Here is a 14,891-nt window from a genome sequence, read left to right as displayed (position 1 = left end):
TTGAAATTTAATTTTATAAGGGGGATTTTATTATGTCACAACAAGTTACAATGTCATTTTCAGTAGTACCACAAGCGAAAACGAAAGATGTATATTCTGTTGTCGATAAAGCAATTGAAGTTGTGCAACAATCGGGAGTTCGTTATGAAGTAGGGGCAATGGAAACAACTTTGGAAGGAGAATTAGATGTACTTCTTGATGTCGTTAAACGTGCGCAACAAGCTTGCGTCGATGCTGGAGCAGAAGAAGTGATTACTTCTATTAAAATCCATTATCGTCCAAGCACTGGTGTAACGATAGATGAAAAGGTTTGGAAGTACCGTGATGAATATGCAAAACCAGAAGCAATCTAAACTTATTACAACTATTTGGCTTATCCTTCTCATTGCGATATGGGAAGGATCTGTTTCATTATTTAAAATCGAACCGTGGATTTTACCAAAGCCTTCTGCCATTGTTCAAGAATTAATTGGGATGAAAGATTTACTATTACCAAATACGATGCAAACACTGCAGGAAGTTATAATTGGACTATTCTTTGCAATTTTATTGGGGACGAGCATCGCAATTATTATGGATGTTATACCGTTATTTCGTATTTTAATAAATCCATTGCTCGTTATTTCGCAAACAATTCCAATTGTTGTACTTGCACCGCTATTTATTATTTGGTTTGGATATGGGATGTTGCCGAAAGTAATGGTCGTAATACTCGTTTGTTTCTTCCCAATTGCGCTTAGTATTTTAGAAGGTTTTCAAACAGTAGATAAAAATATGCTGAAACTGTTACAAACAATGAAGGCGACGAAATGGCAAGTTTACCAGAAGGTAAAATTTCCAGCAGTGCTCCCATACTTTTTCTCAGGTTTAAAAATTGCAGTTACATATAGCGTAATGGGGGCAATTATCGGAGAATGGCTCGGTGCAAGTGAAGGATTAGGCGTTATGCTTACGAGGGCTACAAAATCCTTTTTGACTGCCCGAGTATTTGGTGTTGCAGCAATCATCGTTATGGTGACATTATGCCTGTATTTTATCGTAGAGTTTATGGCAAGAATAACAGCACCATGGATATATAGAAAGGACGGCAGAAAATGAAAAAAGGTTTGAAAGTTATGTTAGCTGCCTTAGTAGCGGTAGGTGTGGCTGGATGTAATCCGGCGAAGAAAGAAGAAAGTGCAAGTAAAGATCAAAAAGTAAAAGTAGTATTAGATTGGTTTCCAAATACGAATCATACTGGCTTGTATGTAGCGAAAACGAAAGATTATTACAAAAAGCAAGGATTAGATGTAGAAATTATTCAACCAGGTGACAATGTAACAGCAGAGCAAATGATAGCATCAGGAAAAGCAGACTTCGCAATAAGTGCACAAGAAAATGTAACGTTAGCTCGTGTAGAAGGAATTCCTGTTGTATCTGTAGGAGCGATTATTCAGCATAACACTTCAGCGTTTGCATCGCTTAAGAAAGACAATATGACGTCACCGAAAGATTTTGAAGGTAAACGTTACGGCGGCTGGGGAGGACCAGCAGAAGAAGCGACATTAAAGACGATTATGGATAAACATCAAGCTGATTTTAATAAAGTTGAAAAAATCATCTTAGGACAAACAGATTTCTTTAAATCAATTGGCCGTGATGCAGATTTCGAATGGATTTATTACGGTTGGGATGGTATTGAAGCGAAGCGTCAAGGAAAAGAGTTAAATACGATTATGGTGAAGGACTTAGATCCAGCGCTTGATTTCTATAGTCCTGTTATTATTACGAGTGAAAAACATACGAAGCAAGATAAAGACTTTGTGAAAAAGTTTATGAGTGCAACGACAGAAGGTTATAATTTTGCAATTAAGGAACCGAAAGAGGCTGCTGATATTTTAATTAAAGCTGTTCCAGATGTGAATAAAGATTTAGTTCAAGAAAGCCAAAAATGGTTAAGTACGAAGTATCAAGATGATGCTAAAGCATGGGGAGTACAGAAGGAAGAAATTTGGACGAATTACATGAATTTCTTATATGACAACAAAGTTATTAAAAAGAAAATCGATGTAAAAGATGCTTTTACAAATGAATTCCTTCCAAGTGAAAAATGAGCGGATTACAAATAAAAAATATAGTGAAATCTTTCGACGGAAAGAATGTATTAGAGAATATTAGTGCCTCTATACAAGAGGGAGAGTTTGTTTCCTTTGTAGGACCGAGTGGTTGCGGGAAAAGCACATTATTAAACATGATTGCAAATGTTGAAAAACCAACAAGCGGGAACGTAACGTATAACGATAAGCAAGTACAAGAGCAAGATGTTGTTAGTTATATGCCACAACAAGATTTATTACTACCGTGGCGATCAGCTTTGCAAAATATCGTTCTTCCGTTAGAAATTGAAGGAAAGCCGAAAAAACAAAGGCTGACAGAAGGAATGGAAGCATTAAAGCAGTTCGAACTAGATGAATATGCAAACCATTATCCAGATGAATTGTCTGGTGGTATGCGTCAAAGAATTAGTTTTCTGCGCACATATTTATGTGAAAAGCCAATTATGCTGCTTGATGAGCCTTTTGGTAAATTAGATGCATTTACAAAAATGGAAGTACATAGCTGGCTTTTAAACTCTTGGCATCAAGAGAAGCAAACAATCGTTATGGTTACACATGACTTAGATGAGGCAATCTTGCTTTCAGATCGCGTATTTATTTTATCTCAAAGACCAGCGTCAATAGTTGGCGAGGTACAAGTGAAATTACCTAGGCCGAGAACGATGGATATGTTAACATCACTCGAATTAAAAAAGGATAAAGAAGAGATTTTAAGTGTGTTAGCTCCTTATATGAAAAAATAGAAAAAGCTGATGTTTTAATTTTAGACGAACGGACTAATCATTTGGATGTAGAAACTAAGATGGCTTTACAGGAAGCGTTACAACAATACAAAGGAACGGTTTTAATTGTCTCACATGAACCTTCTTTCTATGAATCGTAGATAACAAAATTATGAAATATAGAAGAATGGAATACTCAACAATATGAATAAAGAAAAGGCATTAGCTTTTATGAGCTAATGCCTTTTCTTTGTGATTAACATGATTTTCGAGAACTCTTACATGAGAATTGTATGAAGAAGCACTCTTATGGTGCGCTTATAAGCGTGCTTTTTCTTTTGTTATATTTATAATACGAAAGCCTTTCCCTAACAGGTGACTATCTTTCTTTATATATATAGATAGTTCAAAATGGAATAAAAATAATTCCTTTATGTAAAGGATAATATGGATATTATAGGAAGACAATAGAAATTAAAGGGAATTCATGTAAAATTCAAATGAACTTCATATAAACTTCATATTAGAAATTAAATATAATTATAATAGGTTATTGTGATATTTTTGATTTTTCATAAAATTAAAAGTTTGAATTTAGGAGGTATTGCTCAAACCTAAATTCAAACTTTATTGAAGTAATTAATGGATATTACGTCTAGTTTTCGCTAATGACGGCATTTAAAAGTTCGGCAGGATTACCTGTTCCTGCACCGCCAATTGTAATAGATCCACCAGGAGGAATTTCACCATTCCATCCTGCGTTCGTAATTACATAATGATTATTTGTTTTACTACTAATTTTAGAATCCCAAACTTGTGTTAAATTGCCGCTATAATCAAATTCTAATTTCCAATTTTTAATAGGAGTCGTTCCATTATTTTTGATTATAATCGAGAAGTTATAACCGCTGCCCCAATTCGAAGTGACTGAAAATGTAGCAGTACCATTTCCATCAGGAGGTGTCGTATTAGCTTCATCCGTTTTGACAGTAAGAGCGGTAGGTTGTGATTTATTTCCAGCAGCATCTTTGGCAATTACCGAAAATTTGTATTCCGTATTAGGTTTTAAGTTTTTAATTGTAATGCTATTTGTTGTTGTACTCCATTTCTCTTCTCCAGCAGTAATTTCATATTCCGTAACTCCTACGTTATCAGTAGATACAGTCCAGTTTAATTGAACTGAGTTTGAATTTTTATTCGTAACTACAATGTTTTTAACATTCGTTGGTGGCTCAGTATCTTTTTGACTAATAGGTCCACCAAGTAATTCTTTTACTAGCGTATCAAGTAATTTTGGACCACTGCAACTATATTTTGGACTTGTACGGCAATCTCCGCTTAGTTCCCAAAACATTGCTCCATTTAAACCTTTCGTCTTTATATAGTCTGTTTTGTATTTCATAGATTCATTGTCATCGTAGCTAATAAATGTGCCTGTAGTTGCATTATATAAGTAAGGTACTTTAGCTGTGTCATTCCAGTAGCGTACAAAACCATTTTTATTAACGTAATTGGCTGCTAAATCACCGTAATCATACACACCTGTGTCACCGGTAGAGTAATCATCCCAAGTACCTTTAGAAGCAAGTTTCCCATCACTACCTGGTTTGCAAGGTTGATATTGTCCGTTATTTTCTTTGCCACAACTTTTCCAGCCACGTCCGTAAAAGGGTACGCCTAATACTAGTTTATCGACTGGAACACCTTCATTTGTATAAACATTTATAGCACCATCTACGTAAAAATTCGTATTTGCTGCTGGGTCATTTGGATCCTTATATAGAGCTGCATTATGATTAGAAGTAGCTTCCCATCCGCCGTGGAAATCATATGTCATAATATTAATCCAATCGAGTATTTGAGAAATTTTCTTTAGTTCTGTATGATCAGCGTAGCGTTGACTTGCACCTGAAGCGATTGTTAGTAAATATTGTTTGCCATCTTCAGCACCTGCTTTATTCAAAGCATTTCGGACGTCTTGAAGAAGGAGAGTGAAATTTTGTTTATCTTCAGGACGATAACTACCACCAGGAATCGTTTCAACGCCCGGATATTCCCAGTCTAAATCTACGCCATCAAACCCATATGCGCGAAGAAAAGCTACTGTAGATTCAGCAAATACTTTTCTTGTTTTTTCATCAGCGGCCATATCAGAAAAGCGGTTAGACCAAGTCCAGCCACCAACGGAAATAATTGTTTTTAAGTGAGGATATTTAGCTTTTAATCGTTTTAGTTCCCCGAAATTTCCGCAACGGGCATATTTATCGCAATCTTCCCAAGTTGTCCCTGAGCCAGGATACGATTTGGTAACATCAGCCCATGGTTCACCGAGTACGAGAGTACCATTAGGAACCTCTTTATTTTGCAATGGTACACCAGATTCTTTACAGTTCCACGTTTGTTTATTTGGATTATCAGGATGAGTAGAAGGGTTTCCATGTTTTCCGTTCCAACAAATATCCGCGAAAGCATAGTTAAGGTGAGTAAGTTTTGATGCATCAATGTCAGCAACTTGATAATTACGTCCGTAAACGCCCCACGAAGGAAAGTATCCAACAATTTTTTGACTTTGCTTTGGTGAATCTGCTAATGCGAGATTTGGATTAATAAAATTTGTGAGAAAAAGAGGTAAGAAAAGTAGTAGAGATAGTAATAACAGTGTGAATTTTTGAGACCTCATAGCCATTTCTCCTTTCAAAATAAAAGATATATTTAAAGGCATACGCCAATAAATCAAAATGAATCTAGACGTATAAAACGTCTAGATAAAATGATCAGACATCACGAAGTCTATACAAGGGAGCTGAGGGTGATTAAATCGTAACAAATGTAAGATTTAGTGTAAACGCTTTATTAAATTGAAAAAGACTTTCTCAATACAAAAAGGCTTGAATACAAACTGTATATGAAAACGAAAGATCGGTATGGGAGGAAAAAGCTCATTATAAATAAATTTGAGAAAAAATTGTATGGAGCCAATTATTAAAGGCATAGAAAGATAAGGAAATATCATGTAAAATAATAGTAAAAATATGTAAAGGAGGGAATAGTGTGGATGTGTTTTTGAACATTGCTGAAGAAAAAATTCGACAAGCAATAAGGAATGGTGATCTTGATTATCTTCCGGGAAAAGGAAAACCACTACAATTAGAAGATCTTTCAATGGTACCTCCAGAACTTAGAATGAGTTATAAAATTTTAAAAAATGCGGGAATGATTCCACCAGAAATGGAACTACAAAAAGATATATTAAAAATAGAGGATCTAATTGCTTGCTGTTATGATGAAGAAGAGAGAAAGAGATTAGGAGAAGAGTTAACAGCAAAAACGCTTCGTTTTCAGCAGGTAATGGAAAAGAGAAAGATTAAAGATAGTTCAGCTTTTCGTATGTATCAAGACAAAGTATTTCGTAAATTACGCTAAGAGGGATAAGATGACTACATTTAAAACGATAGAAGAATTAGCGACCTATATCGAAGAACAACAATTGGTACTTCTGTTTATTAAAACGGAAAATTGTGGTGTTTGTGATGTTATGCTAAGAAAAGTAAATTGCGTATTAGAGAATTATGATTACGTAGAGAAAATAGAGATATTACTACAAGACATGCAGGAGATTGCGGGGCGATATGGAGTATTTACAGGGCCAACAATTTTATTATTTCATAATGGAAAAGAAATTCTTCGTGAATCACGCTTCATTTCACTTGAAAATCTAGAGAGAACCATTCAATTATTCGAGGAATAAGGGAGGCTTTTAAATGGAATTTATTATTGTCATACTATTATTTGTTGTAGTTGGAACAATCGTAACAGCAGTTCGATCGAACAAAAAGAAGGTAAATCTTACAAAACAAAATAACATTCATAATTCATCTAACAGCTCATCACCATTATTTTTCTTTGCTGGATCTGATAATGATAGCTCGCATGATGGCGGCTCACATGATTGTGGAGGATCTTTTGGGGGAGATAGCGGAGGAAGCTGCGGTGGCGGTGGTGATTGATAAAAATGCGCCTTATATAGGTGTATTTCTTTTTAAACAAACGTTTGATTAGTCGGCTTACATATGCATAAACACAGTTAAACAAACGTTTGTTTAATATTTTTAACATACTAAGGGGAATGGAAATGAAAAGGGAACCGAAAGTGAAAAATAAGGGGAAAGTAGTGTTATTTTTATTAGCTGCGGGAGGCGTATTTCTTGTTAAATTAGCATTTAAATTTGGAACCATACATATGATTCGAAATTGGTTTGAAAGTACGTTTTCTTAAATAAGGAATATAGCCTCTTGCGATAGAGGTTTTTGATTTGTTATTATTAGACTGAACGGTCGGTTTAAAGAGGTGTGAATATGAGAAGAAGCGCAGAAGAGATAAAGAAAGAAATTGCATATAAAGCAGAAAGTCTATTTTCACAGAAGGGCTACGCAGCTACATCTATGGAAGAGATTTGTGAAATTACAGAGCGAAGTAAAGGAAGTATTTATTATCACTTTAAAAGTAAAGAAGAATTATTTTTATTTGTAGTGAAACAGCATACGTATGATTGGATTGAAAGATGGAATGAAAAAGAGAAGTTGTATAGCACTAGTACTGAAAAACTATATGGTCTCGCCGAATATCATGTAGAGGACATACAGCAACCAATTTCAAATGCAATAGAGGAATTCTCTATGAGCCAAGTTGTAAGTAAAGAGATTCTGGATGAACTGTTAGCTTTAACTAGAGAATCATATGTTATGTTTGAGAAATTAATTGAAGTAGGTATAGAGTCTGGAGAGTTCCGTGAAGATAATACTCGTGATCTTATGTATATTGTAAACGGATTATTATCAGGACTTGGAGTGCTTTACTACGAATTAGATTATAAAGAGCTGAAACGTATTTATAAAAAGGCAATAGATGTATTGTTAAAAGGAATGGCAGCTGAATAATAGGTCAGTTGCTTTTCTTACAAAAAAATTAGACCGAACGGTCGGTTTGTGAAAGGGGAATGAAAATGAACGCTTTATTTAAAAACCGAGCATTTATGCTCGTTATGGCGTCTGATATTTTACAACAATTTGCAGTTTGGATCAGAAATATGGCTCTTTTGTATTTTATAATGGAGCGAACGAATAATGATCCAGTTTCTGTTTCGTTGTTATCAGTTATGGAATATGCACCTATTTTTATTTTCTCGTTTATCGGTGGTGCGCTAGCTGATCGCTGGAATCCGAAAAGAACAATGGTCGCTGGAGATGTATTAAGTGTACTGTCTATTATAGGAATTGTCTTGTTGTTAAAGCTGGATTATTGGCAGGCTATATTTTTTGCAACACTCATTTCCGCGATTGTAGGTCAGTTTTCTCAGCCCTCATCTTCGCGTATATTTAAGCGCTATGTAAAAGAAGGAGAGGTAGCAAATGCGATTGCATTTAACCAAACATTACAGTCATTATTTCTGATTTTTGGACCAGTGGTAGGATCGCTTGTGTATACACAACTTGGTTTATTTACATCACTATATAGCTTAATCATTTTATTTTTGTTATCTGCTATCGCCCTTTCATTCTTACCAAAATGGGTTGAAAAAGAGCAGGTGGCGAGAGACTCATTAAAAAATGATATAAAAGAAGGTTGGAAGTATGTTCTTCATACGAAAAATTTACGTATGATTACGATCACTTTTACAATTATGGGTTTAGCTGTTGGATTAACGAATCCATTAGAAGTATTCCTTGTAATTGAACGTTTAGGTATGGAAAAAGAAGCTGTTCAATATTTAGCGGCAGCTGACGGAATAGGTATGTTACTCGGTGGTATTGTTGCTGCAGTTTTCGCTTCAAAAGTGAATCCGAAAAAGATGTTTGTATTCGGTATGGGTATATTAGCCATTTCATTTTTAGTAGAAGGGCTATCTACATCATTTTGGATTACTAGTTTCATGAGATTTGGAACAGGTATTTGTTTAGCTTGTGTTAATATTGTTGTCGGTACGCTTATGATTCAACTTGTACCAGAAAATATGGTTGGAAGAGTAAATGGAACGATTTTACCACTGTTTATGGGGGCAATGCTAATTGGAACTTCATTAGCTGGAGGATTAAAGGAACTAACTTCACTAGTTACTGTGTTTTGTATAGCGATGGCACTTATTTTATTAGCGATAGGGCCAGTTGTACGTATGCAAATAAAGAAAGAAGATATCGCTAACAAAGAGGCACTAACAAATTCATTAGCTTCAAAATAACTATTGTAAGGGAGCAATATTGCTCCTTTTTTCTTTGAGGAACTTTTGACAACTATATGAGCCAATTATATACTGATGTTGTAAAAATAATTTTACAGGTTAGGAGCAATGGTGTGAAAAATCAAATCTATGAATTACGCACTGAAAATAATATTTCACAAGGCGCATTAGCTGATAAATGTAAGGTTTCTAGACAAACGATAAATGCAATTGAGAATAATAAATATGATCCAAGCTTAGCGTTAGCGTTCCGTTTAGCTGAAGTATTAGGAACAACTGTTGATAAATTATTTTTGTACAAGCAGTAGAGTCGTTCATTATAAGGCGCACCTTTAAAAATAAAAAAGATCCTCTTCTTATGAGAAGAGGATCTTTTCTTATAGCGTTTTAGTCTTTGGACTAGGTGGTGTAACGGATGTATTATTTTCTGGAACTCTAGTTAGTAAGAATCCTCCGATAATAAATAGAACAATAATACTAAGAACACCAGCGTTTGTTTTTCCTGTTAATTGCGTTGTAACACCGACTAATACCGGACCCATAATTGCGGCAAACTTTCCAAATATATTATAAAATCCGAAGAATTCATTAGCAGATTCTTTTGGTACTAGTTTTGCAAAGTATGAACGACTTAGTGCTTGAATACCACCTTGAGATGTAGCAACTAACATTGCTAAAATCCAAAAATCAAGTGTCGTTTTTAAGAAATAAGCATATGTGCAAATAATGATATAAATAATGATACCGACATATAGCATTTTTTTGCCAGTAAATGTTTCAGATAATTTTCCGTATAGTAAAGCAAATGGACAAGCGACAATTTGTGTTACAAATAATATGATTAATAGATTCGTTGCACTAATACCGAGATCGGTTCCGTAAGCGGTAGACATAGTAATAATTGTATCGACTCCGTCAATATAGAAAAAGTAAGCGATTAGAAACATAAATACAGTTTTATATTCTTTAATATTTTTAAAAGTATTAGCAAGACGTTTAAAGCTCATTTTAATAGGTCTTGGATGACGCTCAATATAGTGTGTTTGCTCTACGTTTTTTAGCATTGGAATTGTAAATAACCCCCACCAAAGAGCTGTTATTACAAAGGAAATTTGACTAGCAATGCCGACCGATAAGGGAATAGTTCCTTTTTGAGAAAGAATAATAAGAGCGATACAACCGATAAAAGGAATTGTACTCCCGATATAACCTAATGCAAATCCTCTTGTAGAAATTCGGTCCATTCTATCTTCAGAAGTGACGTCTACTAAAAATGCATCATAGAAAATGTTTGCTCCAGCAAAGCCGATTAAGGCGAGCATATAGCACCCTAGCAATAAGTACCACTGAGAGGTTGGAACGACTGCTAACATACTTGTAAATACGATACCGAGTCCAAAGAAGAATGTGAAAAAACGTTTTTTAAATCCTTTATAATCAGCAACTGTGCCAAGAATAGGAGCAAGTATAGAAATTAAAAGTGTTGCGAATGAGTTTGCATATCCCCAATATGCTGTTGAAGTTGCCCCAGATAGTCCAGCTTCTTTTGCAGCTGCTTTAAAGTAAATTGGAAATAATGCAGTTGTAATGACGAGCGAGTATACAGAGTTCGCCCAATCGTATAATATCCAGCTTTTTTCTTGTCTGGACATTTTTTTCATATAATGTTCCCCCTTAAATTTGTTTTACTAACAGTGTACAAAAATAAAAATTATAAAAAGAGAAACAGTGATGAATTTTACATAACTTTTACATATATACACAGTTCTTTACAATTGGAGTAAATCCTCTACAGTTGCTCCGTCTGTTTCACCTAAGTGTAAACCTAGTAGTCTAGCGATAGTTGGACCTTCATCAATAAGTCTCATATATGGGATTGTCACACCACTTTTTATACCTTTTCCGGCAGCGATAAAAATTGTTTCATAGTTAGGTTTTGTTGGAGAGTATCCATGCGTACCAAATGTATATTTTTTACTAGGCGTAACATCTTTTTCGGTAATTTCTTTTATAAAATCTCCTGTATAGTTTTCAGTGAAATAATACCCTTCTCGTGCTTCTAACATGAATAAACAATTACCGTCTGCACCGCAGTCTTTCGCAGCTTCATCATGAAGTATAAATTCAATTCCGTTTTGTTTATTTTGAAGTAGGTCTTCAAGGAGTAGTTGTACCTCGCGAATTGTATGCGTATCATTTTTGTCCTTTACATATACATAGGCAGAGCCGTCGCAACTTTGGCAATAGGCTTTCCAGTCTACTAATTTTCCTTTTTTATTAAGAGATATAAGTCCTCTTTGATGGAATAGCACATTTAATTGGATGGATTTGTTTTCACTTAAAGCGCTATGATCACCAAGGGCAATAATTGTACTTTCTTCGTATAGGTCACCTTCTTTTAGTGCTTGAATAATTTTTCCTAGACGTTCGTCATGTCTCTGGATAGCAGCTATTGTTTCGTTAGATTCAAAGCCGTGATAGTGTCTTTGGGTGTCTAGATCGGTGAAATGTACAAACATGACATTAGGCTTTTTCGTCTGGATTGTATGCACAGCAGAGGCGAGGACGAAATCATCCAGCTCTGGTTGTGATAAACCATTTCTTATATGGCCGAAACGACGATTTAAATCTAATTGGTATAGTGGGCTACCGCTAAATAAGGAAACTAACACTTGATTTTGCCAAGGTCTATTGGGGAAAATTTCTGGTAAATTGTAATCGATGTTCGCTCTTCCAGTAACAGGCCATAGAAGGGCGGCTGTCGTTAAATTTGCTTTGCGCGCTTCATCATACAATGTTGTTCCTTTTATTGATTTTCGGTACCAATGCCAATCAGGTGATTCACGCCCTGGTTGAAGTAACGTATTGCTAACAACACCGTGCTTGTTAGGGTAATTACCAGTTACAATTGTTGAGTGGCTTGGATATGTTACAGAAGGATAAATTGGTTCTACTTTTTCGACAACCGTGCCCTTTTTTATTAGAGATTGGAAATGAGGTAGTTTTTGTAGTATAGGAAAATCTAAAGCTGATAAACAGTCGAATGATAAAATAATGACATGGTTTGTTAATGCTTTATCCATAAAGTTCCCTCCTGATTATATAAAACCTATTCTTATATATTACTATTAATACCTAGTAATAAAAATATATTTTTAGGTGAAAATTTATTATTTATTTTCAGAAAAATTAAACATATAATTAAGTATAAGGGAATCTATGGAAGGAGGAAACACTATGGATTGGTTAGATGGATTTGGTATCTTTTACATCATTGGTGGAATTACGATTATCCTTGTATTTGCTATTTCATATTTACTAAAGAAACAGTTTCCAGACAAACAGTTCGATATTATATTTGCACTTAGTTTAATACTTCTTTGCTTAGCGTCCTTTCCCGTTACAATGATGGTTATTGGTGGGTGGGAAGGAATGGGATATGGATTTATTGGTTTCTTTGTCCTACTTGGTACACTTATCGGTATGATTGCACATCAACTTGTGAAAATTACGCGGAAAAGCTACGTATAAAACTGTAAAAAACGAAAAGAATATATAATAATAAGAAAATTAGCTATTGTTTTAAAAAAGAATTTGTATTATGATAATCAACAAATTTATTTCGTTATAACGATGAAAAAGGACTAGTACATGTTCAACCTTTTTAGCAGAGAGAGAATTCGCCAGGCTGAAAGATTCTTAAAAAGGCAATATGGAACCTGCCTTTGAGTTCTGCATATGCAGCGGGAATTTCCCGTTATCAAAAAGAGAGCATGCGCAATTTTTGTGCATGAATCAGGGTGGTAACGCCGGCAAAGCTCGGTCCCTATTTAGGGACGCGGGCTTTTTTGTATTTTCTAGAAGGAGGAAGACTGACTATGGCAAAAGAACAAGTGCAAGCCATTACGAAGATGGAAGAGGACTTTGCGCAGTGGTATACCGATATTGTAAAAAAAGCCGAACTTGTTGATTATTCAAGTGTAAAAGGGTGCATGATTTTACGTCCGTATGGTTATGCCTTATGGGAGAATATGCAGAAGGTGATGGATGAGAAGTTAAAAGAAACTGGCCATGAAAATGTATATATGCCAATGTTTATCCCAGAGAGTTTATTGCAAAAAGAGAAGGATCATGTTGAAGGATTTGCTCCTGAAGTAGCATGGGTTACGCATGGTGGAGATGAAAAGTTAGCGGAAAGACTTTGTGTACGTCCTACATCTGAAACTTTATTCTGTGAGCATTTTTCAAAAATTGTGCAATCCTATAATGATTTGCCAAAGTTATATAATCAGTGGTGTTCAGTAGTTCGTTGGGAGAAGACAACTAGGCCGTTCCTTCGTACGACTGAATTTTTATGGCAAGAGGGTCATACAATCCATGAAACGGCAGAAGAATCGCAGGCTGAAACATTAAATATTTTAAACTTATATGCTTCTTTCTGTGAGGATTATTTAGCAATACCAGTTATTAAAGGACAAAAAACAGAAAAAGAGAAGTTTGCTGGAGCAAAGGCAACTTATACAATTGAAAGTTTAATGCATGATGGAAAAGCACTTCAAACAGGGACCTCTCATAACTTTGGGACGAATTTCTCAGAAGCATTTGATATTAAGTTTTTAGATCGTAACGGTAAGTGGCAATATGTGCACCAAACATCTTGGGGTGTATCAACAAGAATGATAGGCGGGCTAATAATGGTTCATAGTGATAATAATGGACTTGTAATGCCACCAAAAGTCGCTCCAGTGCAAGTTGTTATTGTACCGATTGCTCAGCATAAAGAAGGAGTTTTAGCAAAAGCAACAGAGTTACAAGCGCATATTCAAAAAGTTGCACGAGTAAAAATAGATGCTAGTAATAAAACACCAGGCTGGAAATTCAATGAGTATGAAATGAAGGGGATTCCAATTCGATTAGAAGTTGGCCCTAAAGATATTGAAAAGAATCAAGTTGTACTTGTAAGAAGAGATACGAAGGAAAAAGAGTTTGTACCAATGGATCAATTAGAAGAACGTATTCCAGCATTACTTGAAGAAATTCATATTGCTTTATTTAATAAGGCAAAAGCATTTCGCGATGAGAATACGTATGTTGCGACAAATTTCGAAGAGATGAAAAAAATAGCTGACGAAAAGCAAGGCTTTATTAAGGCAATGTGGTGCGGGGAATTAGCTTGTGAAGAAAAACTAAAAGAAGAAGTTGGAGTATCTTCACGTTGTATGCCTTTTGAGCAAGAGCATTTAGCTGAAGAATGCATTTGTTGTGGTAAAGAAGCTAAACAAATGGTGTATTGGGGAAAAGCGTATTAATACTTTTTCTGATAGGTGATAAAAAGGACTTTGGGCTGCATAATAAAATATAATCCAAAGTCCTTTTTAGTTTTATACTGTATTTCATGTATTCTTTTGATGGAAGGATGCTGCTCTTATTTTACGTTTTTACGACGAATAAACAGTAACATACCAATTAGGAATGTTGAAAGACCCATTAAAATAGATATAGGGTAATGCGTTGCAGTATTAGGTAATTTATCACCTTGTTTTTTTGTATTATCTTTTACATTATCCCCTTGAGAACCGTTGCCCTCCTCAGAATTGCTATCGCCTTTAACACGATTGCCACCTTGAGAGCCATTACCACCTTGAGAACTGCTATCACCTTTAACACGATTGCCACCTTGAGAGCCATTACCGCCGTGTGAGCCACTGCCACCAGAGCCGTTGCTACCAGAGCCGTTGCTACCAGAGCCGTTACCACCAGAACCGTTACCACCGGAATCGCTGCCACCAGATTCATTGCCACCAGAACCACTGCCACCAGAGCCGTTGCTACCAGAG

Annotated in this window: 17 protein-coding genes and 1 other annotated feature; of the genes, 13 read left to right on the top strand and 4 right to left on the bottom strand. The window is 35.4% G+C overall.

Annotated elements, in window-relative coordinates; genetic code table 11:
• Positions 1 to 32 precede the first annotated feature (32 nt).
• From HMPREF2590_RS27795 to HMPREF2590_RS27780, 4 genes are read left to right on the top strand one after another with little or no spacing between them, the layout of a single operon-like run.
• On the top strand, positions 33 to 353 hold the full coding sequence (locus HMPREF2590_RS27795) for an MTH1187 family thiamine-binding protein (protein ID WP_000082906.1): 321 nt from the start codon (positions 33 to 35) through the stop codon (positions 351 to 353).
• Positions 325 to 1,098: an ABC transporter permease gene (locus tag HMPREF2590_RS27790; RefSeq protein WP_001057166.1), complete on the top strand. Its 774-nt coding sequence runs from the start codon at positions 325 to 327 to the stop codon at positions 1,096 to 1,098. Before HMPREF2590_RS27795 ends, HMPREF2590_RS27790 begins: the two co-directional genes overlap by 29 nt.
• Positions 1,095 to 2,093 (top strand): ABC transporter substrate-binding protein, encoded by a 999-nt coding sequence (locus HMPREF2590_RS27785; RefSeq protein WP_000715568.1) that lies wholly within the window; start codon positions 1,095 to 1,097, stop codon positions 2,091 to 2,093. The genes HMPREF2590_RS27790 and HMPREF2590_RS27785 overlap by 4 nt, the downstream gene beginning before the upstream one ends.
• Entirely contained in the window at positions 2,090 to 2,839 is a 750-nt protein-coding gene (locus HMPREF2590_RS27780) for an ABC transporter ATP-binding protein (RefSeq protein ID WP_000016085.1), read from the top strand. Before HMPREF2590_RS27785 ends, HMPREF2590_RS27780 begins: the two co-directional genes overlap by 4 nt.
• 634 nt (positions 2,840 to 3,473) lie before the next feature.
• Here the strand turns inward: HMPREF2590_RS27780 and HMPREF2590_RS27775 are convergent.
• On the bottom strand, positions 3,474 to 5,498 hold the full coding sequence (locus HMPREF2590_RS27775; RefSeq protein ID WP_050821538.1) for a glycosyl hydrolase family 18 protein: 2,025 nt from the start codon (positions 5,496 to 5,498) through the stop codon (positions 3,474 to 3,476).
• A gap of 371 nt (positions 5,499 to 5,869) precedes the next feature.
• Here HMPREF2590_RS27775 and HMPREF2590_RS27770 point away from each other — a divergent pair, with 371 nt between their 5' ends.
• The 7 genes from HMPREF2590_RS27770 (at position 5,870) to HMPREF2590_RS27740 (ending at position 9,362) form a co-directional block, all read left to right on the top strand.
• Positions 5,870 to 6,241, top strand: coding sequence for a DnaJ family domain-containing protein (locus HMPREF2590_RS27770; protein WP_050821541.1), 372 nt, complete (start codon positions 5,870 to 5,872; stop codon positions 6,239 to 6,241).
• Between the two features lie 10 nt (positions 6,242 to 6,251).
• Positions 6,252 to 6,566, top strand: coding sequence for a thioredoxin family protein (locus tag HMPREF2590_RS27765; RefSeq protein ID WP_000206517.1), 315 nt, complete (start codon positions 6,252 to 6,254; stop codon positions 6,564 to 6,566).
• Between the two features lie 13 nt (positions 6,567 to 6,579).
• Complete coding sequence (locus tag HMPREF2590_RS27760; protein WP_000394369.1) at positions 6,580 to 6,825, top strand: hypothetical protein; 246 nt, start codon at positions 6,580 to 6,582, stop codon at positions 6,823 to 6,825.
• Between the two features lie 125 nt (positions 6,826 to 6,950).
• Complete coding sequence (locus HMPREF2590_RS27755) at positions 6,951 to 7,094, top strand: hypothetical protein (RefSeq protein WP_016111322.1); 144 nt, start codon at positions 6,951 to 6,953, stop codon at positions 7,092 to 7,094.
• A gap of 80 nt (positions 7,095 to 7,174) precedes the next feature.
• Positions 7,175 to 7,756 carry a TetR/AcrR family transcriptional regulator gene (locus tag HMPREF2590_RS27750; RefSeq protein ID WP_050821542.1) on the top strand — a complete coding sequence of 194 codons (582 nt, stop codon included), beginning with the start codon at positions 7,175 to 7,177 and terminating at the stop codon, positions 7,754 to 7,756.
• A gap of 65 nt (positions 7,757 to 7,821) precedes the next feature.
• The gene (locus tag HMPREF2590_RS27745; protein WP_050821544.1) at positions 7,822 to 9,054 is read left to right on the top strand and encodes an MFS transporter; all 1,233 of its coding nucleotides are present in this window, start codon (positions 7,822 to 7,824) and stop codon (positions 9,052 to 9,054) included.
• A 56-nt stretch (positions 9,055 to 9,110) separates the two neighbouring features.
• Positions 9,111 to 9,362 carry a helix-turn-helix transcriptional regulator gene (locus HMPREF2590_RS27740; RefSeq protein WP_065845593.1) on the top strand — a complete coding sequence of 84 codons (252 nt, stop codon included), beginning with the start codon at positions 9,111 to 9,113 and terminating at the stop codon, positions 9,360 to 9,362.
• Between the two features lie 69 nt (positions 9,363 to 9,431).
• Here HMPREF2590_RS27740 and HMPREF2590_RS27735 read toward each other — a convergent pair whose 3' ends face one another.
• Together HMPREF2590_RS27735 and HMPREF2590_RS27730 are read right to left on the bottom strand one after the other, a co-directional pair.
• Positions 9,432 to 10,715: an MFS transporter gene (locus HMPREF2590_RS27735; protein WP_050821546.1), complete on the bottom strand. Its 1,284-nt coding sequence runs from the start codon at positions 10,713 to 10,715 to the stop codon at positions 9,432 to 9,434.
• 108 nt (positions 10,716 to 10,823) lie between these two features.
• Positions 10,824 to 12,137, bottom strand: a complete 1,314-nt coding sequence (locus HMPREF2590_RS27730; RefSeq protein WP_050821549.1) for an alkaline phosphatase family protein — start codon at positions 12,135 to 12,137, stop codon at positions 10,824 to 10,826.
• A gap of 154 nt (positions 12,138 to 12,291) precedes the next feature.
• On the opposite strand from HMPREF2590_RS27730, the gene HMPREF2590_RS27725 reads away from it, so the two are divergent.
• Together HMPREF2590_RS27725 and proS are read left to right on the top strand one after the other, a co-directional pair.
• Positions 12,292 to 12,585 (top strand): YesK-like family protein, encoded by a 294-nt coding sequence (locus tag HMPREF2590_RS27725; RefSeq protein ID WP_000383847.1) that lies wholly within the window; start codon positions 12,292 to 12,294, stop codon positions 12,583 to 12,585.
• A 93-nt stretch (positions 12,586 to 12,678) separates the two neighbouring features.
• Positions 12,679 to 12,885: a binding site (T-box leader), on the top strand.
• 47 nt (positions 12,886 to 12,932) lie between these two features.
• Positions 12,933 to 14,363 carry a proline--tRNA ligase gene (gene proS, locus HMPREF2590_RS27720; RefSeq protein WP_001040977.1) on the top strand — a complete coding sequence of 477 codons (1,431 nt, stop codon included), beginning with the start codon at positions 12,933 to 12,935 and terminating at the stop codon, positions 14,361 to 14,363.
• A gap of 116 nt (positions 14,364 to 14,479) precedes the next feature.
• Here proS and HMPREF2590_RS27715 read toward each other — a convergent pair.
• Positions 14,480 to 14,891 (bottom strand): LPXTG cell wall anchor domain-containing protein (locus HMPREF2590_RS27715; RefSeq protein WP_141763561.1); only part of this gene is annotated, 412 nt, incomplete at its 5' end.

It is taken from the genome of Bacillus sp. HMSC036E02 (assembly GCF_001836235.1).
GTDB classification, from domain to species: domain Bacteria; phylum Bacillota; class Bacilli; order Bacillales; family Bacillaceae_G; genus Bacillus_A; species Bacillus_A cereus.
Note: the sequence above shows the minus strand (reverse complement) of the source record. Positions and strands in the feature narration are given on the sequence as shown.